Below are 19,514 nucleotides of genomic sequence, written 5' to 3' on the forward strand. Positions count from 1 at the left end.
GGATTTTTCTGGAGTCCGCGGCCGCCGGCTGCCGTCACTTCCGCTGCTTGACCGCGGCCACGTAGGCGATCCAGGCCGGGTCGTTCTCGCCCTCCTCGACGGCCGAGAACTCGCCGCTGGGCTCGCCCTTCGCGTCTTCGCCCTGCCAGTACACCACGCTGCGGGTAAAGCCGGCCTCCGCCAGCAGCTCCCGCAGCTCCGGCAGGGTCCACAGCCGCCAGTCGTAGCTGAACGCCTGCGGCAGCTCGGAGCCGTCGGGGAAGCGGAAGTGGATGTAGCAGCGGTAGCGCGCCGTGATCGGGTCGAAACTGTGCTGGTCCCAGACGTAGGTGTAGTCGAGGTACTCGGTCTCTTCCTCCTGCTCGACATAGGCGTCCGAACCGCCGTAGATGTCGAGCATGAACACCCCGTCCGCGGCCAGGGCTGCGTGCACGGCACGAAAATAGCCCACCAGCTCCGCCCGCGTCTTGAAGGTCCACCAGCTGAAATTGAAAGCCACGGCGATGTCGGCCAGCCCGTCGGCGCCCTCGCCGCCGTCGGCCAGCGCCGCCAGGGCGGCCGGCGTATCCGTGCTGCGGACGTCGCCCTCGATCAGCGCCACCCGGGCACGCTGCTTCGGCTTCAGTTCGGCGACATGGTGCGTGCGCCCCCAGTCCAGCACCTCCGGGTCGATGTCCACCGCCACCGCCAGGCGGCGCCGGTCGCTCCGGACCCAGGTGCAGGCTGCAGCTGCGGTGCCGCAGAAGTCCTCGCGCAGGCTCAGCGCCTTGCGCCCGGTGAGTTCCTTGAAGCTCGTGGCGAGGAACTCGACCTCGTGCTCGACACTCTGCACCGAGCCCTCGTACAGGACATGCCGGTCGGCGACGTCGGCCATGGTCGCGTAGACCGGGCCCTTGCCGCGTCCCTTCCTTTGCCGCTTGCCGCCGCCCTTGCGCTGGTTCGCCATGTCCCTGCCTTGTTGCCCGACGCCGTTCGCAGCGCGACATTCTAGCGTCATCCGCGGCTCGTGACCGGCCGCGACGATGGTGTAGAGTAAGCGCCCTCCACGTCCCGACCCCATGAGCACCCGGAGCCTGCCCGATGCCGTCGTTCGCCGCATCCCCGCGTCACCCCCTCTTCCGCCCCCTGCTCGCCCTGGCCGCTGCGCTGCTGGCGCCGGCCCTGGCGACGGCCGCCGAGCCCTCGGCCCGGCTGGTCAAGGAAGCGACCGAGCTGCGCGACCGGGCCCTGGCCGAGGGCAACGCCTGGCAGCACGCCTGGTCGCTGACGACCGAGGTCGGCCCGCGGCCGGCCGGCTCGGCTGCGGATCGCGCGGCCGTGGCCTGGGCGCTGGCCAACCTGGCCGAGCTGGGTTTCGACGACATCCGGCCGCAGCCGGTCGAGGTCACGGCCTGGGAGCGCGGCACGGCGGAAGTGCGGATCACCGCCCCCTTCCCGCAGCCGCTGGTCGCGACCGCGCTGGGCCGCAGCGTCGGCACGCCCGAAGCAGGCATCGAGGCCCCGGTAGTGCGCTTCGAGAGCCTCGCCGAGCTCGAGGCGGCCAAGCCCGAGCAGGTCCGCGGCCGGATCGTGTTCATCGACGAGCGCATGGAACGCGCGCGCGACGGCAGCGGCTACGGGCCGGCGGTCCAGAAGCGCAGCCGCGGCCCCTCCGTGGCCGCCGAACGGGGCGCCGTCGCGCTGGTGATCCGCTCCGTCGGCACCTCGAACGACCGCGTCGCCCACACCGGCGGCTTGCGCTATGCGGAAGGGATTCCGCGCATCCCCGCCTTCGCCGTCTCCAACCCGGACGCCGACCTGATCGGCGGCCAGTTCGCCTCCGGCGAGGAAGTGCGGCTGTACCTGTATTCCAGCGCCCGCATGCTCGGGCCGGCGCGCTCGGCCAACATCATCGCGGACATCCGGGGTGCCGAGAAGCCGGACGAGATCGTGATCATGGGCGCCCACCTCGACTCCTGGGACCTCGGGACCGGGGCGCAAGACAACGCCACGGGCGTCGCCATCCTGATGGAGACGGCGCGCTTCATCGCCATGATGCCGGGGCGGCCGGCGCGCACCGTGCGCCTGGTGTTGTACGCCAACGAGGAGCGCGGCCTCGACGGCTCGCGCACCTACACCGCCGCGGCGATGGAATCCGAGGCGCGGCACGTGGTCGGGATCGAGGCCGACGGCGGCGCCGGCGTGATCTACCGCTTCGACAGCGGCGTGGCCGAGCACGCCTTCCCGGTGATCGAGGCCATGCAGGGCGTGCTCGAGCCGCTCGGCATCGAAGCGGGCGACAACAGCGCCATCGGCGGCGCCGACCTGTCCACGCTGCGCGAGCGCGGGATGCCGGTGCTGTCGCTGCGCCACGACGCGACGGAGTACTTCGACCTGCACCACACCGCCAACGACACGCTGGCCACGGTCGATCCCGAGGCGCTCAAGCAGGCAGTCGCCGCCTACGCTGCGGTGGTATGGATCGCGGCCAACGTCGAGGGGGACTTCGGGGAGTTTCCGAAGAATTAGGCTGTCAGGCCGGTCATGAGGCGCGCGACTCCGGGAGCGCGGCCATCGCCTCCCGGATCACCTCGACCCCGGCGCCGGACCGGCAGGCACCCTCCGCCAGCTGGCGCCGCCACCGCCGCGCGCCGGGCTCACCGAGGTAGAGCCCGAGGACGTGGCGGGTCATGGCCGACAGCCGCACCCCCGCCTCGAGCTGGCGCTCGATGTATTCGAGGTAGCGCCCCATGACTTCTTCCCGGTTCGGCGGCGCCGTGCCGTAGAGCGCCTGTTCCAGCTCGGCCAGGAAACAGGGATTGTGGTAGGCCTCGCGGCCGATCATCACGCCGTCCACCTGTGCCAGGTGGGCATGCACGGACTCGAGGTCACGCACGCCGCCGTTGAGCACCACGGTCAGCTGCGGAAATTCCTGCTTCAGCCGGTAGACGAACTCGTAGCGCAGCGGCGGAATCTCGCGGTTCTCTTTTGGGGACAGTCCCCGCAGGATCGCCTTGCGGGCGTGCACCACGAACACGGTGCAGCCCGACTCGGCCACCGTGCCGACGAAGTCGCGCAGGAAGCCGTAGTCCTCGTGCTCGTCGATGCCGATGCGGCTTTTCACCGTGACCGGCCGGTCCACCACCTCACGCATCGCCGCCACGCAGTCCCGAACCAGCGCGGGCTCGGCCATCAGGCAGGCGCCGAAGCGGCCCGACTGCACCCGGTCGCTGGGGCAGCCGATATTGAGGTTGATCTCGTCGTAACCGTAGTCCGCGCCGATCCGCGCCGCTTCGGCCAGCATGCCGGGCTCCGAGCCGCCGAGCTGCAGCGCCACCGGGTGCTCCGCCGGGTCGAAGCCGAGCAGCCGTTCGCGGTCGCCGTGGCGGATCGCCTGGGCGGTGACCATCTCGGTGTAGAGCAGCGCGTGCGGCGAGAGCAGCCGCAGGAAATAGCGGCAGTGCCGATCGGTCCAGTCCATCATCGGGGCGACCTGAATGCGCCGGTATGCGGTTGGGTCGCTCATTTCACAGAAGTGCCACGCGCTCAGGCTTCCCGTTGCAGCCCTTCGAGGCCCGTTTTGTCCAGGATGCGCAGCTTGCCGTAACCGGTAGAAATCAGCCCGTTGTCGGTCAGGTCTGCGATAGCGCGGCGGATACTGGAACGGGTCATGCCGAGCAGGCGGCCGAGATCCTCCTGGCTGCCGGCGACGACGCCCTCGCCGTCAGAGAGCCGCAGCAGCACACGCGCGACCCGGGCGCGCGGCGTCAGTGACAACACCTCTGCGAGCAGCGTCAGCGTGATGATCTGGTTGCCCACGCTCTGTTCGTAGAACGCACCCCAATACCGCGGATTCGCCTCGATCATGCGCCGCAATTCGATCTGGGAAAGAAACAGGGCGCGCACCGCTGTCGCTGCCGACACTGTGACGAAGCGATTCTGGCCCGCCAGGATCGAGGCCTCGCCGATCCAGAAGCCCGGCTCGGCGCGATGTACCGTTACCTCCTCCTCGCCGACCAGCGGGAAGGAAATCTCCAGGGTGCCGTCGGCGAGACCGTACAGGCCATCGGATGCGCCCCCCGCCAGGTAGATGATTTCCCTCGGCTTGTATTCGCGCCAGCGTCCCAGCCGCGCTACGGCAGCCTGGAAATCGGGCGGCTGGCGCGACAGCCAGCCGACCCGGCCGAGAATCCCGAGGCGTCCTATATCGGCGCGTGCTGATTGATCCAAATGAGCCAATCTCGCCCTCCCCAGGCTGGCATTCTGCGCGCGACGGTCGGGTCCACGACCGCGTGAGCAACCAAGATACTGACACGGCCCGGCCGTGCCGGAAAGGGAGATTGTGTGATGAAAAAGCAGCTTCGGGGCGCCCGCGCCCTGCTCGGGGCCGTGGCGCTGGGATTGTGCGCCAGCGCGGCCACCGCGGCTGAAAAGCCGAACATCCTGGTGATCTGGGGTGACGACATCGGCACCTGGAATATCAGCCACAACAACCGCGGCATGATGGGCTACGAGACGCCCAACATCGATCGCATCGCCCGGGAAGGCCTGAGCTTCACCGACTACTACGCGCAGCAGAGCTGCACCGCCGGCCGCGCGGCTTTCATCGGCGGCAACGTGCCGGTGCGCACCGGCATGACCAAGGTCGGCCTGCCCGGCGCCGAGCAGGGCTGGCAGGAATCGGACGTCACCATGGCCACCGTGCTGAAGTCGCAGGGCTACACCACCGGCCAGTTCGGCAAGAACCACCAGGGCGACCGCGACACGCACCTGCCGACCAACCACGGCTTCGACGAGTTCCTCGGCAACCTCTATCACCTGAATGCCGAGGAAGAGCCGGAGAACCGGGATTACCCTCGCGACCTCGTGCTGGCCAACGGCAAGACCTTCGTCGAGCAGTTCGGGCCGCGCGGCGTCATCCACAGCTGGAAGCTGCCCAACGGCGAGCACCGGATCGAGAACACCGGGCCGCTGACCAAGAAGCGCATGGAGACCATCGACGACGAGACCGTGGCCGCGGCGAAGCGCTTCATCACCGAGGCCGTGCGCGCCGACAAGCCCTTCTTCGTCTGGTGGAACGCCACCCGCATGCACTTCCGCACCCACGTGCGCGACGAGCACACCGGGCTCTCCGGGCCGAGCGGCAACGAGTACCACGACGGCATGGTCGAGCACGACATGCACGTCGGCGAGCTGCTGGCGCTGGTCGATGAACTGGGCATCGCGGACAACACCATCGTGATGTACTCGACCGACAACGGGCCGCACTACAACACCTGGCCGGACGCCGGGACGACGCCGTTCCGCAGCGAGAAGAACTCGAACTGGGAAGGCGCCTACCGCGTCCCGGCCTTCGTGCGCTTCCCGGGCCGCTTCCCGGCCGGCAAGACGCTGAACGGGATCGTCAGCCACGAGGACTGGCTGCCGACCTTCGCGGCCTTCGCGGGCAACCCGGACGTCAAGCAACAGCTGCGCAAGGGCGTCAAGCTGAACGGTCGCAGCTACCGCAACTACATCGACGGCTACGACCTGTCCGACTATCTCAGCGGCAAGACGAATCAGTCGCCGCGACGCGAGTTCTGGTACGTCAACGACGACGGCCAGGTTGTGGCGGCGCGCTACGACGACTGGAAAGTCGTGTTCCTGGAGAACCGCGGCGAGGCCTTCGGCGTCTGGCGCGAGCCCTTCGTCGAGCTGCGCGTACCGCTGCTGTTCCACCTGCGGCGGGACCCGTTCGAGAAGGCCCAGCACAACGCGAACACCTACGACGACTGGTTCCTCGACCGCGCCTTCGTGATCGTGCCGATCCAGGCGCTGGCCGCACGGTTCCTGCAGAGCATGCAGGACTACCCGCCCAGCCAGAGCCCGGGCTCGTTCAACCTCTCTGCCATCGAAGAGAAGCTCAGGTCCGGTATCGGCAATTGATGTGCCGGGAGGGCGCCGCCCTGGCGCCCTCCCATCCTCTCTCTCCTGAGGCACCAGCCCACCCGGAGCGAATGACATGAATCGTATTCTTGCCGTGGGCGCAGCAGCGTTGCTGTTCGCCGCCCAGCTCGCCGCCGATCCCCTCCCCTCCTGGGCTGACACCGAGGCCAAAGCGCGGATCATCGAGTTCGTTCAGAGCGTCACCGATCCAGACTCTGCCGACTACGTCTTCCCGGCGGATCGCATCGCCACTTTCGACAACGACGGCTGCCTGTGGGCCGAGCAGCCGGTCTATTTCCAGCTGGTCTATGCCCTCGACCGGCTGAGGGAAAGGGCCGAAGCCGACCCCGCCATCCTCACCTCCGAGGTGCTCGAGGCAGCCGCCGGCGGTGACGTGAAGGGCATGCTGGCCGGCGGCAAGGAGGGTCTCATGGAGGTCCTCGCCGTCTCCCACGCCGGCATGTCGGTGGAGGACTTCCAGGCCGACGTCCTGGCCTGGCTGGAGTCCGCCCGCCACCCGACCACCGGGCGCCGCTACGACGCGATGATCTACCAGCCGATGCTGGAGCTGTTGCAGTACCTGCGCGCCGAGGGCTTCCAGACCTGGATCGTCTCCGGCGGCGGCGTGCATTTCCTGCGCGCCTTCGCGGCCGAAACCTACGGCATCCCGCCGCAGCAGGTCATGGGCAGCGCAGCCCCGACCGAGTACCGCGTCATCGACGGCGTGCCGACCATCGTCAAGCTGCCGGGCATCGAGTTCATGGATGACAAGGTGGGCAAACCGGTCGGCATCGACAGCCGCATCGGCAAGCGCCCCATCTTTGCCGCCGGCAACTCGGACGGCGACTTCCAGATGCTGGAGTACACCATGGCCGGCGCGGGCCCGCGCTTCGCCATGCTGGTGCACCACACCGACGCGGAGCGCGAATTCGCCTATGATCGGGACAGCCACATCGGCAAGCTCGAGCGGGGGCTCGACGAAGGGCCGCAGCGTGGCTGGCTGATCGTGGACATGGCCCGGGACTGGAACACCATTTGGCCCGCAGACTGACCGCCCTCGCCGCCCTGCTGGCCCTGTCGGCCGGCAGCGGCATGGCGCAGGCGTCAACGCCGCCGGACTACGTGGGCTCGGCGGCCTGCGCACGGTGCCACGAGGCGGCCGCCGCCGCGTGGTCCGGTTCGCACCACGCCCTGGCCTGGACCCTGCCGGGCCCGGACACGGTGGTGGCGGACTTCGACGGCACCTCCTTCACGCATGACGGCATGACGGCGCGCTTTCGCCGCGAGGGCGCGCACTACCATGTCGAGGTCACCGAGAAGGACGGCAGCAAGCGCGACTATCGCGTGCATTCGGTCGCCGGGATCGAGCCGCTGCAGCAGTACCTGCTCGAAACCGAACCCGGCCGGCTGCAGAGCTTCGACGTCGTCTGGGATACCGAGCAGGAACGCTGGTTCCACCTCTACCCGGACAGCGACCTCCCGCCGGGCGACGGGCTGCACTGGACCGGGCCCTACAAGAACTGGAACGCCCGTTGCGCCGAGTGCCACGCCACCGGCTACGAGAAGAACTACGACGCCGGAGCCCGGCGCTATGCCTCCACCCAGGCCGAGATCGGCGTCGGCTGCGAGGCCTGCCACGGGCCCGGCAGCGCCCACCTTGACTGGGTGGCGGGCAAGGAGATCGATCCCGCGCTCGGCGCGGCGGGGTTCAGCCTGGACCTGGCGCGGGCCGGCGTCGAGGCGACGATCCAGCAGTGCGCGGGCTGCCATTCCCGGCGCGAGGCCCATGGCGACGGCAACCCGCTCCCCGGCACGCCCTATCACGATGCCTACACCCTGGCGACGCTGCGGCCGGGGCTGTACCACCCCGACGGTCAGATCCTCGACGAGGTCTATGTCTACGGCTCTTTCCTGCAGTCGAAGATGTATGCCAACGGCGTCAGCTGCCTGGACTGCCACGACGCGCACTCCGCGCGCCTCGTCGCCGACGGCAACGCCGTCTGTGTCCAGTGCCACTCGCCGGCCGGGAATCCCCTGTTCCCGGCAGCGGCGCGGGGCGACTACGACAGCCCCCGCCATCATTTCCACCAGCCCGGCAGCGCGGGCGCCCAATGCAGCAGCTGCCACATGATCGAGCGGGTCTACATGGGCGTGGACGGCCGGCGCGACCACAGCTTCCGCATCCCGAGGCCGGACCTGGCCGCAGTGACCGGCGGGCCCGACGCCTGCACGGATTGCCACCAGGGCCAGACCCCGGCGTGGGCGGCGGCGGCCATCGCCGGCTGGTATGCGGACAGCCCCCGGCGCGGGCCGCACTATGGCGAGGCGCTGGCCCGCGGGCGCGCCGATCCGCGCGCCGGGCGGGACGGCCTGGTCGAACTCGCCGCCGACACCGCCCAGCCCGGGATCGTCCGCGCCACCGCCCTCTGGCTCATCGCCCAGGCGGCGGATCCCGATACCGCGACCCGGATGGCGCCGCTGCTCGAGGACCCCGACCCGCTGGTCCGCGCCGCGGCGCTGCAGATCCAGCGCGCCGCTGCGCCGCATGAAGGGGTGCCGCGCGTCTTGCCCCTGCTTTCCGATCCCTATCGGTCGGTCCGCATCGAGGCCGCCAAGCAGATGATCGCGGCGCCGATCGCGCGCATGCCGGCGAGCGTGGCAGAGCGAATCGCGGCCGCCATGGGCGAGTGGCAGGACGCGATGTCGAACCGGCTGGACTTCCCGGAGACTCATCTGGTGCTCGGCGGGATGGCCGCGGCGATGCGCAATATCCCGGCGGCCGAGAGCGCGTTCCGGGAAGCCACGGTGCTTGACCCGCAGCGCACCGAGGCCTGGGCGATGCTGGTCCGAATCGCTGCGGCGACGCGCGGGCGGGAAGCCGCGCGGGCTGTCCTCGCCGAGGCCCTGGCGGCGAGCCCGAAGAACGAGACCCTCCTCCGGCTCGCCGAGGAAGTGGAAGCCGCGCCCTAGGGCAGGCCGAGCACGAGGGCCGCCAGCCGGTCCTCGATCTCGCGCATGACCGGCCGTTCCTGGTCGATGATCCCGGCGTCCGTGTTGATCATGAAGGCGATGGTCGTGTCGTGCGCGGGGAAAAAGCGCAGGCTGGCGGTGTAGCCGGGGATCCAGCCGCAAGGACACAGAAAAATCCTGTCGGGATAGTTTACAAGTACTGAGCCGAATAACAGCGGCGATTTTGTAACATGCTGTTTTGTATGTATTTCACAGATCGGCATGATTCCTGCATATCTTATTGCAACTTGGATCAACACAGACCGGAGACCGATCATGAAGAAATCAATTGCTAGCGTGGCAGCCGCCCTCGGGCTGTTTGCGATGGCAGGTGCGGCCTACGCAGCGCCCGTGAAATTTGTTTTCCAGAACCCGGGCGCGGACACGCCGACGGCCGCAACCGCCTTCACGACGGGCAGCACGTGCAGCGGTATCGCGGTCACCAGCGGCGACTATTGCGCCACAACTGCAGATGGCCTCGTATACTTCAAGGATGGGCTGACTGTCGCTGCCACTGCTAAGAATACTGGCGGTGACGCTACGCTGTTGCAGGATGTCAAACCCGACAACTCTGGCCTTGCCGTTTTGTCGCCGAACGAGTCGAATCAAGACGATCAGGTCCAGGCCAACAGAGGCGAGTCCATCGTCTTTACGTTCGAGACCATGGTCTCGCTGCTGAAAATCGACTTCAACGCTGGCAACGACAAGAACTGCAGCAGTTCCAACGATGCTGAAGGTCCCTGCGATGATTTCGAGTTGTTCGTCGATAACGTCTCCAAGGGCACCTTTGGCGCGATTGACGACTTCGCATTCGCGACCGGTTTCAGCGGATCGGTGTTTGAGATCGTGGCCAGGAGTGAAACTCATCCGAGCGGTTTCGCGATTGGCTTGATCGAGGTCAGCAGGGTCCCCGAGCCCGGCACCCTGGCCCTCCTCGGCCTCGGCCTGATTGGAATCGCGGCACGTCGCAGGATGAAGATCTGACGAAACAAGAGAAGCTGTTGTTCGAACAAAGCCCCGCTCAAGTAGCGGGGCTTTTTTTTGGCTGCGACCGTATGCAATACCTTTTCCGCCAGCCGCTCCTCGATCTCGCGCATGACCGGCCGTTCCTGGTCGATGATCCCGGCGTCCGTGTTGATCATGAAGGCGATGGTCGTGTCGTGCGCGGGGAAAAAGCGCAGGCTGGCGGTGTAGCCGGGGATCCAGCCGCGGTGGCCGTAGCTCGGGCCCCAAGGGCTCGTGGTGATGATCGCGACGCCTAGGCCGTAGCGCGAGTCGGGATCGGCGTCGGAGGCGGCTACGCCGCCCACCATGTCGTCGACGGCAGCCGGCGGCAGGACCGTTCCCGAGAACAGCGCGGCGCCCCAACTCGCCAGGTCGCCCGCCGTCGAATAGAAACCGCCGCCGCTGGCCTCGACCGCGGGATCCCAGCGCAACGCGCCGTCCTGGTCCAGCGTAGTTGGGGGCAGGTCCAGGAAGTTCGGCCGGCTCACGTAACCGTTCGCGAGCCCCGGAATGCGCCGCGTGTTCGAGGGCCCGGTCTGCGCCAGGCCGAGCGGCTCGATGAACCGCTGCTGCACGGCCGTCTCCCAGGGCGCGCCCGTGACCTGTTCGATCACCAGGCCGAGCAGCAGGTAGCCGGTGTCCGAATAGGCGAAGCCCTCCCCGGCCGGGAACAGGGGCTCACGCTCGAGGACCAGTCCGACCAGCTCGCGCGGCTGGAGCGACGTGGCGCCGGCCTGCCAGGCCGCGGCGAACGCCGGCTCGTGGACGTGGTCGGGCAGCCCGGCGCGATGGCCGAGCAGGTGCCGCAGCGTGATGGTCTCGCTGTTCGGCAGGCGCCCGTACCAGTCCTCGTCGCCCAGCCAGCGCCGGAGCGGATCGTCGAGCCCCAGCTTGCCCTCCGCCGCCAGCGCCACCACGGTCGCGGCCACGAAGGTCTTGCCGATGCTCGCCGCGAGCATCGGAGTCCCGGGCGTCATCACGCGGCCGGTTTCGACCTCCGCCAGTCCCGCCGCCGCCTCCACCCGCAGGCCGTCGGGCCGGGCGACCGCCACCGTCATGCCCGGCAGGCCGTGATCGCGCACGATCGCTGCCGCTTCCGCCTGCAGCGCATCGCGCAGGCCCTCAGGCGAGGCTGCGAACCCGGGGCCCGTCGCAAGCGACAGCAAGATGACCGCCAGCGTCGAGACGGGCACGTCGCGCGTGCGGGTGTTCATGCGTCAGCCCCGTGGATTGCCGTCGCCAATTAGGGTGCAGGAGTCTATCCCACCTGGCCGAGGGCCCGCTCGAGCCCGGCCGACACCAGCACGAACAGCGCGAAGCCGCCGACGAATGCCAGTACGGAGCCGCGCGTGTCTTCGCGGGTCTCGTGCGCTTCCTCCAGCATGTCCTCGACGGCGGCCACCAGCAGCAGCGCGCCGGCGAACACCAGCCCGGCCGCCTGCCATGAATCGGGCGCGTGCCTCAGCAGCAGGTAGGCGACCAGGGTCGCGCCGAGCACGAAGATGAAGAACGAGGCGGATAACAGGATGCGGGTCTTGCGCGGCACCCCCTTGTCGCGGAAATTGGCCATCGCCGCGTAGCCCTCCGGCACGTCCGCCAGGACCTGGCCGGCCGCCAGGACCACGGCGAGCTGCAGCGACACGGCGGCGCCGGTCCCGATCATGATCCCGTCGCTGACCAGGTCCACCGCGATCGCGGCGTAGATCATCCACATCCGCCGGCGCTCGTCCGCCGCGCTGCTCGACTGCAGGCGCTTCACCGCCGAGTTGACCGCGATGTACGCGCCGCCGCCGGCCACGAAGGCCAGGGCGATCCACCAGCCGGCCAGCACGCCGCGTGCCGCCGGAACCAGCTCGACCGCGACGATGGCGATGATGATCCCGGCCGCGGCATGCAGCGCCCAGTTGAGCACCCTCGGCGGAGCCCGGGTGGTATCGGCGATCATGCCGCCGAGGAAGTTCCCGGCGGCCGGCAGCAGCGCCACCAGCAGCACGGGCCACAAGCCGCTCACGGCCGGCGCCCCGCCGGCGTCCCGGATGGTCCTGGATGGTGCTGGTGCCCGGTGCGCGCGCGCATGCGATTGCGAAGTTTCCTTGCCCCCCGGCCGGCCGTGGTCTAGCGTTACCAGTATCACAGCTCGAGAGGACCAAGCCATGAAACTGATGAAGCTGACGCTCGTCGCCGCGCTTGTCGCGGTGGCAGCCGGCTGCGCCTCCACGCCGAATTACCGGGTGGATTATGACCCGACGGTGGATTTCAGCCAGTACCGGACCTACGGGTTCTTCGACGAACTCGGCACGGACCAGGCCGGCTACTCCTCGCTGGTGACCCAGCATTTCAAGAGCGCCACGCGCCGGGAGATGGAGCGGCTGGGCTACACCTACACCGAGCAGGACCCCGACCTGCTGGTGAACTTCAACGCCAGCTCGACCGAGAAGACCGAGGTCCGCTCGCGGCCGTCGCCGGTGATGGGCTACACGGGTTATTACGGTTATCGCGGCGGGCTCTACGCGCCCTTCCCGGTCTATGAGACCCAGATCGAGACGGTGGACTACAAGGTCGGTACCGCCAACATCGACGTGGTCGACGCGGACCGCCAGATGCTGATCTGGGAGGGCGTCGCCGAGGGCCGCCTCACCAAGGAGGCCATGCAGAATCCCCGCGAGGCGATCGACAAGGTGGTGACCGAGCTGTTCGCCTTCTACCCGACCAAGATTGGCGGCACCTAGCGCGTAGCAGCGTCGCATGACCGCCTTCCTGAGCCTGGTCGCCGGCCTCGTTCTCGTCGCCGGCGTGCTCCTCGGCTGGCGCGCGCTGGACGCCGGCGCGGACCGTGCGCTAGCCCGGAAACTCGAGACCCTGGCGGGGTCTGCCGGGCCGGCATTCACGCCCGAGATGGTGGCGGCGCTGCCCGAACCGGCCCGGCGCTTCTTCGCCTTCGCCATCGAGCCGGGCACGCCGCTGGCCACCGTCGTCGAGCTGGAGATGCGGGGCGAGATCGGCCTCGGCACGAAGGACGAGCCGCGCTACCAGCCGATGCAGGCGACGCAGGTCCTGGCGCCGCCGCACGGCCTGGTCTGGCGGTTGCGCACGAACCTGTTTCGCGGCTCGGACGGCGCCGCCCCGGCGACCTCCTGGACGCGCTTCTGGCTCGGCGGCCTGGTGCCGGTGGTGCGCGCCGCCGGCCCGGACCATCACCGCTCCGCCTTCGGCCGCGTGATCGCGGAGGGCGCCTTCTGGGTGCCGGCCAGCCTGCTGCCGGGCGAGCACGTGCGCTGGGAGCCGGTGGACGCCAACCGGGCGCGGGCGATCGTCAGCTATGGCGGCTTCGTCCAGGACGTGGAGCTGACGGTGGGACCCGACGGGCAACCCGAGCGGGTGGTGATCCAGCGCTGGAGCAACGCCAACCCGGAGCAGCAGTACCGGGAACAGCCCTTCGGCGGGGAGCTCGGGGATTTTCGGCAGGTCGGCGGCTACCGGCTGCCGTTCCGGGTCGAGGGCGGCAACCTGATCGGCACGCCGGATTATTTCCCTTTCTTCAAGGCCGACCTCGAGGCGATCCGGCTGCCGCAGCTCGGCGCCGCGCCGGCGGCCCGCCCCGGGGACGATTTAACGTAACGCCGGCGGATTTCCCCTCGCCCCGGCTTTGGGTATGCTCGGGCCCATGCTCTACGAGAGACGCCATGCGCAACGCCGCCCGGTCGCCACCAACGTTCATATCGACGTCGGCGGCATCCGCAAGCAGGCGCGGGCGCTGAACCTCTCCGCGCGCGGCGTGTTCATCGCCGGCCAGCATCCCGAGCTGGCCACCGGGACGCTGGTCGAGCTGGTGTTCCATGTGCCGGTGCAGGGACTGATCCGGCTGCACCGCAAGCGCGCCGTCGTCACGCACGCCACCGCCCGCGGCGTCGGCATGCGCATGGCGGCGCTTACACCCGCGTCTCCTCGATAAGCAGGTCCACCACCGCCTGCAGCGCCTCGTGCTCGGAGGCGCCGCCCGCCAGCGCGCGCTCGTAGGCCGCCACCTGGCGGTGCGCGCTGGTGCCGCGCTCCATGATCTTCCAGGCGTGCTCCACCTCGGCGGTGCAGCCCAGCGCCTCGGCATCCTCGCGGATCAGCTCGATGAGATCGCCCAGGTTCTCCGCGTGGGGCACGATCTCGCCGCGCCCCAGGTCCACCAGGCCCTCGTCGAAGCTGTAGCGCATCGCCCGCCAGCGGTTCTCCATCAGCAGCATGCGCGCATAGGTGCGCCAGCGCTGGTTGGACCGGCGCAGGCGATACAGCATGCGCAGCAGGCAGACATTGATCGCGGCGATGCACACCGCGTCGTCGATGCGCGTGCACACGTCCATCACCCGCGTCTCGAGCGTCGGGTAGCGCGCGCTCGGCCGCACGTCCCACCAGATCTTGGTGCCGTCCTCGATCAGGCCGGCGTGCACCATCAGCTCGACGTGGCGCTCGTATTCCGCCCAGCTGGCGAAACTCTCCGGCATGCCGGTGCGCGGCAGGGCGTCGAACACGGTCAGGCGGAAAGATTTCAGCCCGGTGTTCTGGCCTTCCCAGAAGGGCGAGGAGCAGGACAGGGCGAGCAGGTGCGGCAGGAAGTAGGCGAACTGCCCCATCAGGTCCATGCGGGTCTCTTCGTCCTCGATCCCGACGTGCACGTGCATGCCGCAGATCAGGAGCCGCCGCGCCGTCGCCTGCAGCTCCCGGCCGAGGTTGTCGTAGCGCTCCTTGGCGGTGTGGCGCTGGTCGAGCCAGTGGGCGAAGGGATGCGTCGAAGCCGCGATCGGCGCGCAGCCGTGGCGGTCGGCGACCCGGATCACGCAGTCGCGCATCCGCGCCAGGTCTTCGCGCACCTCGCTGATGTTGCGGCAGACCTTGGTGCCGACCTCGATCTGCGCCCGCAGGAACTCCGGGCTGACCTGGCCGACGGCCTCCATCTCGTGTTCGCAGTCCTCGATCATCGACTCAGGCATGTCGGTGACGAGGTTCCGCGTTTCCCGGTCGACGAGCAGGTATTCCTCCTCCACGCCGATCGAGAAACTGGGCTCTGTATCGCTCATTTCAGGCCTCCCCGAACCTCCTGTACAAGCTCTCGTCCGCGAGGATCTGCGCCAGCGCGTCGCCGAGGATGCGCGCCCAGCGCGCCACCCCGTCCGGATGATCCACCAGGTCCTGGCGGATCTCGATCGACACGTGGGGCAGCCCCCCGCCCTCGGCATGGTGGTCCACCGTGTGGTCGGCGGGCGCCTTGCCCGAGTACGGCTCGTTGTCGCCGACGTTGATTCCCTGCGCGCGCAGTGCCTGCATCAGCGGCACGGGAATCCGCGGGTCGGCATCCCACAGGATGCCGATCTGCCAGGGGCGACGGACGTTCTTGAAGATCGGGGTGAAACTGTGGATGGCCACGAAGGCCGGCACGATGCCGCGGCGCTCGAAGCTCTCCAGCCGGCGCCGGATGGCGTCGTGGTAGGGATGGAAGAACTGGCGCGCGCGCTCGGCCTTCTGCTCCTCGTCCAGGCCCTGGTTGCCCGGTATGAACTCGCCGTCGCTGACGGCCAGGATCGAGGTCGGGTCGCTGAGGCCGCGATTGCAGTCCACCACCAGCCGCGAGTAGCTGGCCAGCACGGCCGGCGCGTCGAGCCGCTGCGAGAGGCGCTCGGTCACTTCGCCCGCGCCGATGTCGCAGGCGATATGGCGGCCGAGGGCCAGCTCGTCCAGGCCGAGGTTCTCCAGCGGCGCCGGGATGCGGTTGCTGGCGTGATCGCAGACCAGGAGCAGGCGCGCGCGGCCCTGGGAATTGACCACGCGGAACGGCCCGGGCTCGCCGGGGCCGATCAATGGCGCATGTTGGTGGGCGGCCGGGCCGGCCTCGCGGGCCGCGGGTTCCCGGACACCGGGCATGGTGCCCGCGGTCCTGCTCATGGACCGAGTGTACCTAAGGGTGGACGCGTGGGGACAGTCCCGGGGACAGTCCCCGGGACAGTCCCCATTACGCCAACTTGAGGCTGGGGCGGCCGTTGCGCGCCGCCAGGCGCGGAAAACGCTTGACCGAGGCCGGCGCGGCGATGTGATAGCCCTGCACGAACTCGACGCCGATCTTCTCCAGCACCTCGAGGGTCACGCGGGACTCGACGTGCTCCGCGATCATCCGGATGCCCATCGCCTTGCCGACCCGGTGCATGGCGTCGACCATGCACTGGTGCACATGGTTGGAGGCGATGTTGCGCACGAAATTGCCGTCGATCTTGATGTAGTCCACCGGCAGGTTCTGCAGGTAGCTGAACGACGACAGGCCGTTGCCGAAGTCGTCCAGGGAGAATTCGCAGCCGCGGGCCTTCAACTCGTTCATGAAATGCGCCGCCCGCTCGAGGCGCTGGATCGCCGCCGTCTCGGTGATCTCGAAGCACATCGTGCCCGGCGCCGGCTGGTGCTCGTCGATGGCGCCGACCAGGAACTCGAGGAACTTGTCGTCGTTCAGCGACGTGCCCGAGAGGTTGATCGACATCAGGTAACCGTCACGCCCGTCGTCGCCCTCCGCCGGCCGGTAGACCAGGTTCTCCAGCACCTGCGTCACGACCCAGCGATCGACCATGGGCATCATGTTGTAGCGCTCGGCCGCCGGGATGAAGGCGTTGGGCGGCACCATCCGGCCGTTCTCGTCGCGCATCCGCACCAGCAGCTCGTAGTGGCCGCGGCGGTCGGCGGTCTCGCCGATCGGCACGATCGGCTGGAAGTACAGCTCGAGGCGGTTCTCGTCGATCGCCCGGGTGACGCGCGAGACCCACTGCATCTCGGCATGCCGCTCCGTCGCGCCGGCCTGCTGGTAGACGTGCACCCGGTTGCGGCCGAGGTCCTTGGCCGAGTAGCAGGCCACGTCGGCCGCCGAGAGCAGCGACTCGATGTTGTCCGAGTTCGAATCGATGGTCACCAGGCCGATGGAGGCGCCGATCTCGAACGCCGCGTCCTTGGCCACGAAGCGGTAGCCGCGGATGGCCGCGCGCATGTCGTCGGCGATCTCCACCGCACGCTCGAGCGAGCAGCCCTCCAGCAGCACGCCGAACTCGTCGCCGCCGAGCCGCGCCACGGTGTCCGAAGAGCGGACCAGGCCGCGGATCAGCGCCGTGATCTGTTTCAGGAGCTGGTCGCCGGCGGTGTGGCCGCAGGTGTCGTTGACCACCTTGAACTGGTCGAGATCGACGTACAGCAGGACGTGATGCTGGCCCTCGCGGGCGGTGGCCAGCGAGTGCTTCAGCCGCAGCTCGAACTCGCGCCGGTTGATCAGGCCGGTGAGGGAATCGTGGGCGGCGTGGTGCGCCAGCTGGCGGCGCAGCTGCCGCTCCTTGCTGACGTCGTGGATGACGACCACGGCGCCGGCGACCTGGCCGGCAGTGTCGCGGATCGGCGCCGCCGAGTCCTGGATCGGGATCTCGCGCCCGTCGCGGGAGATCAGCACCGAGTGCTGGCCGACCTCGGTGACGTTGCCCTCGCGCAGGCAGACCTCCGCCGGGTTGTCCAGCGTGTGGCCCTTGGTCTCGTGCCGCAGCGACATGATCTCGCTCACCGGGCGGCCGCGGGCCTGTTCCAGCGGCCAGCCGGTCAGGGTTTCCGCCACCGGGTTGAGGTAGTCGACGATGCCCGCGTTGTCGGTGGTGATGACGCCGTCGGCAATGGAATTCAGGGTGACCTGCGCCCGCTCCTTCTCGGCCTGCACGGCGAGCTCGGCGCGCTTGCGCTCGGTGATGTCCGACAGCGTGCCCTCGTGGCCGATCGGCTTGCCGTGCTCGTCCAGGATGGTGCGGGCGTTCTCCAGCACCACGATCTCGCTGCCGTCCTTGCGCCGCAGGCGCAGCTCGGCGTTGCGCAGGTTGCCCTCGCGGTTGAGCGCCTCCTGGAACACCGCGCGCTCCTCCGGATCGACGTACAGCGCGGCGGTGCTGGGCATCGCCATCAGCTCTTCTTCCGACTCGTAGCCGAGCATCTGCACCAGGCTGGGGTTGCAGGCGATGAAGCGCCCGTCCATCGACACCTGGTAGACGCCGTCGAGCACCTTCTCGAACAGCCCGCGGTAGCGGCGCTCGCTGGCGCGCAGGGCGCGCTCGTCGCGCTTGCGGGCGATGGCGATGCCGGCCAGCTGGATGACCCGGTCGAACAGGTCGAGCTGGTGCAGGACCGACGCGCCGGACTTGCCGTGGTAGACAGCGAAAGCGCCCAGCACGCGGCCGTCGGCGTCGCGAATCGGGGCCGACCAGCAGCCCTCGTAACCGTACTGGGCGGCCACCGCGCGGTGCCTCGCCCAGACCGGCGCGGTGCCGATGTCCGCCATACACAAGGTCTCGTCGAGGGAGCGCGAGGAGGTCGACTGGTGCTCGAGATCGGCGAACCGGATGCGCCCGACCGCGTTGCGGAAAGCTTCCGGCAGCCCCGGGGCCGCCAGCAGCTCCAGGTTCTCGGCGCTGTCCTCCAGCACGAAGAACGCGGGCTGCATGCCGCGCGCAATGCTGGTCACGATCTCGGCGCAGGCAGCGAGGATCTCCGGCAGCGGCGCGCTGGCGGCGATGCGCTCGAGGACGCTGCGCTCGCCCGCGGCCTGCAGCTCGCCGCGCTTGCGCGCGCGGATGTCGATGATCGAGCCGCGGACCATGACCTTGCCTTCGACCTTCACCGGCGTGAGGCGCACTTCGCAGGGAATCAGCTCGCCCTTGCTGTCGCGGTGGGTCCACTCGAAGCAGTCCCCGCTGCCGGCGAGCGCTTCCTGCACCACGGCGCGCGCGGCCGTCGCCGAGTCGCGCCCGTCCGGCTGCTCGGGCGGGCTGAAATCCCCCGGCCCCTTCTCCAGCAGTTTCACGCGGCTGGTGCGCAGCAGCTTCAGGGCCTGGTCGTTGGCGTCGACGAAGCGGCCCGTCGCCGGGTCCAGCACCACGATCGCTTCCGGGGCGCTGTCCACCAGCGAGCGGTAGCGGGCCTCGCTCTCGCGCAGGGCACGCTCGGCCTCGAGGCGCTCGCTGTTGTCGCGGATGGCCAGCACGTAGATCTTGCGGCCGTCCACCTCGGTGGCGCTGGCTACCATGTCGAGCGGGAACTTGCGCCCGTCGGCGCGCCGGCCCCTGCCGGCGGTCGGGGACAGGTCGAGCTGGGTGTTCTCCCGGACCCGGGACAGTTCCTTGAGGTAGTCGCCCTCGCGCCGGGCGCCGGGAATGTCGAGGATCAGGCCGAGGCTCTGGCCGACCAGCTCAGTGGCCTGGCGGCCGAACATGCGCTCGGCGGTGAGGTTCATGGAGCGGATGCGGCCGAGCGCATCGACCGAGATGATGCCGTCCTTGATGTTGTCCAGCAGGACCTGCAGCCCGCCGTCGCCGGCCACTTCCAGCCGCGCAGACGCCCGGCGCTCGGCATCGGCCAGCCGTTGCTCGAGGTCCATCAGCTCCTTCTCGTAGCGCCGGTACTGCTCGTGCACGGTTTGCACGAGCGCCTGGAAGCGGGATTTCTCCGGCGCTCCCTGGCCCAGCGCAGCCTGGAGCTGCTGTTTCAGGATCGGGTGCATGCAAGCCCTGTCCGTCGCGGCTGAACATAATGCCGCTAGTGACATGAAC

General features: G+C 69.1%; 16 protein-coding genes and 1 pseudogene. 8 read left to right on the forward strand and 9 right to left on the reverse strand.

The features are described 5' to 3' along the window. Positions 1-34: 34 nt before the first annotated feature. A complete protein-coding gene (locus tag G6N75_RS09050) occupies positions 35-946 on the reverse strand; it encodes a class I SAM-dependent methyltransferase (protein ID WP_240901039.1) in 912 nt (303 codons plus the stop codon). A 134-nt stretch (positions 947-1,080) separates the two neighbouring features. Here G6N75_RS09050 and G6N75_RS09055 point away from each other — a divergent pair, with 134 nt between their 5' ends. Continuing rightward, complete coding sequence (locus G6N75_RS09055; RefSeq protein WP_165348027.1) at positions 1,081-2,508, forward strand: M28 family peptidase; 1,428 nt, start codon at positions 1,081-1,083, stop codon at positions 2,506-2,508. A gap of 13 nt (positions 2,509-2,521) precedes the next feature. On the opposite strand, the gene dusA is transcribed toward G6N75_RS09055, so the two are convergent. Both dusA and G6N75_RS09065 read right to left on the reverse strand, forming a co-directional pair. Continuing rightward, complete coding sequence (gene dusA, locus G6N75_RS09060; RefSeq protein ID WP_165348028.1) at positions 2,522-3,505, reverse strand: tRNA dihydrouridine(20/20a) synthase DusA; 984 nt, start codon at positions 3,503-3,505, stop codon at positions 2,522-2,524. Positions 3,506-3,525: 20 nt separating this feature from the next. Next, entirely contained in the window at positions 3,526-4,218 is a 693-nt protein-coding gene (locus G6N75_RS09065; RefSeq protein ID WP_206203030.1) for a Crp/Fnr family transcriptional regulator, read from the reverse strand. A gap of 108 nt (positions 4,219-4,326) precedes the next feature. On the opposite strand from G6N75_RS09065, the gene G6N75_RS09070 reads away from it, so the two are divergent. The 3 genes from G6N75_RS09070 to G6N75_RS09080 all read left to right on the forward strand — a co-directional run bounded on the left by G6N75_RS09070 (position 4,327) and on the right by G6N75_RS09080 (position 8,874). After that, positions 4,327-5,904: an arylsulfatase gene (locus G6N75_RS09070; protein WP_165348030.1), complete on the forward strand. Its 1,578-nt coding sequence runs from the start codon at positions 4,327-4,329 to the stop codon at positions 5,902-5,904. 76 nt (positions 5,905-5,980) lie between these two features. Then, positions 5,981-6,955 (forward strand): HAD family hydrolase, encoded by a 975-nt coding sequence (locus G6N75_RS09075; protein WP_165348031.1) that lies wholly within the window; start codon positions 5,981-5,983, stop codon positions 6,953-6,955. Further along, positions 6,940-8,874, forward strand: coding sequence for a multiheme c-type cytochrome (locus G6N75_RS09080; RefSeq protein WP_206203031.1), 1,935 nt, complete (start codon positions 6,940-6,942; stop codon positions 8,872-8,874). Before G6N75_RS09075 ends, G6N75_RS09080 begins: the two co-directional genes overlap by 16 nt. Here G6N75_RS09080 and G6N75_RS15110 read toward each other — a convergent pair. After that, positions 8,871-9,137: a hypothetical protein gene (locus G6N75_RS15110; RefSeq protein WP_206203032.1), complete on the reverse strand. Its 267-nt coding sequence runs from the start codon at positions 9,135-9,137 to the stop codon at positions 8,871-8,873. The genes G6N75_RS09080 and G6N75_RS15110 overlap by 4 nt on opposite strands. Positions 9,138-9,189: 52 nt before the next feature. Here G6N75_RS15110 and G6N75_RS15305 point away from each other — a divergent pair, with 52 nt between their 5' ends. Further along, positions 9,190-9,897, forward strand: a complete 708-nt coding sequence (locus tag G6N75_RS15305; protein WP_165348032.1) for a PEP-CTERM sorting domain-containing protein — start codon at positions 9,190-9,192, stop codon at positions 9,895-9,897. A gap of 149 nt (positions 9,898-10,046) precedes the next feature. Here G6N75_RS15305 and G6N75_RS09090 read toward each other — a convergent pair. Continuing rightward, positions 10,047-11,132: pseudogene (locus tag G6N75_RS09090) on the reverse strand (serine hydrolase domain-containing protein); the annotation flags it as partial. A 44-nt stretch (positions 11,133-11,176) separates the two neighbouring features. Further along, entirely contained in the window at positions 11,177-11,929 is a 753-nt protein-coding gene (locus G6N75_RS09095; RefSeq protein ID WP_165348034.1) for a peptidoglycan-binding protein, read from the reverse strand. A 142-nt stretch (positions 11,930-12,071) separates the two neighbouring features. Here G6N75_RS09095 and G6N75_RS09100 point away from each other — a divergent pair, with 142 nt between their 5' ends. From G6N75_RS09100 to G6N75_RS09110, 3 genes are read left to right on the forward strand one after another with little or no spacing between them, the layout of a single operon-like run. Beyond that, positions 12,072-12,647, forward strand: a complete 576-nt coding sequence (locus G6N75_RS09100; protein WP_165348035.1) for a DUF4136 domain-containing protein — start codon at positions 12,072-12,074, stop codon at positions 12,645-12,647. Positions 12,648-12,663: 16 nt separating this feature from the next. Further along, positions 12,664-13,536 (forward strand): DUF6544 family protein, encoded by an 873-nt coding sequence (locus G6N75_RS09105; protein ID WP_165348036.1) that lies wholly within the window; start codon positions 12,664-12,666, stop codon positions 13,534-13,536. Positions 13,537-13,582: 46 nt separating this feature from the next. Next, entirely contained in the window at positions 13,583-13,870 is a 288-nt protein-coding gene (locus G6N75_RS09110; RefSeq protein WP_165348037.1) for a PilZ domain-containing protein, read from the forward strand. Here the strand turns inward: G6N75_RS09110 and G6N75_RS09115 are convergent. The 3 genes from G6N75_RS09115 to G6N75_RS09125 all read right to left on the reverse strand — a co-directional run bounded on the left by G6N75_RS09115 (position 13,848) and on the right by G6N75_RS09125 (position 19,465). Further along, positions 13,848-14,984: a carboxylate-amine ligase gene (locus G6N75_RS09115; RefSeq protein WP_165348038.1), complete on the reverse strand. Its 1,137-nt coding sequence runs from the start codon at positions 14,982-14,984 to the stop codon at positions 13,848-13,850. The two genes, G6N75_RS09110 and G6N75_RS09115, sit on opposite strands and share 23 nt — an antisense overlap. A 1-nt stretch (position 14,985) precedes the next feature. Further along, positions 14,986-15,846: an N-formylglutamate amidohydrolase gene (locus G6N75_RS09120; protein ID WP_206203033.1), complete on the reverse strand. Its 861-nt coding sequence runs from the start codon at positions 15,844-15,846 to the stop codon at positions 14,986-14,988. A gap of 67 nt (positions 15,847-15,913) precedes the next feature. After that, entirely contained in the window at positions 15,914-19,465 is a 3,552-nt protein-coding gene (locus tag G6N75_RS09125; RefSeq protein ID WP_165348039.1) for an EAL domain-containing protein, read from the reverse strand. Positions 19,466-19,514 lie beyond the last annotated feature (49 nt).

Origin of the sequence: Thioalkalivibrio sp. XN8 (genome assembly GCF_011058255.1) — a bacterium.
Taxonomy (GTDB): Bacteria; Pseudomonadota; Gammaproteobacteria; order Steroidobacterales; family XN24; genus XN24.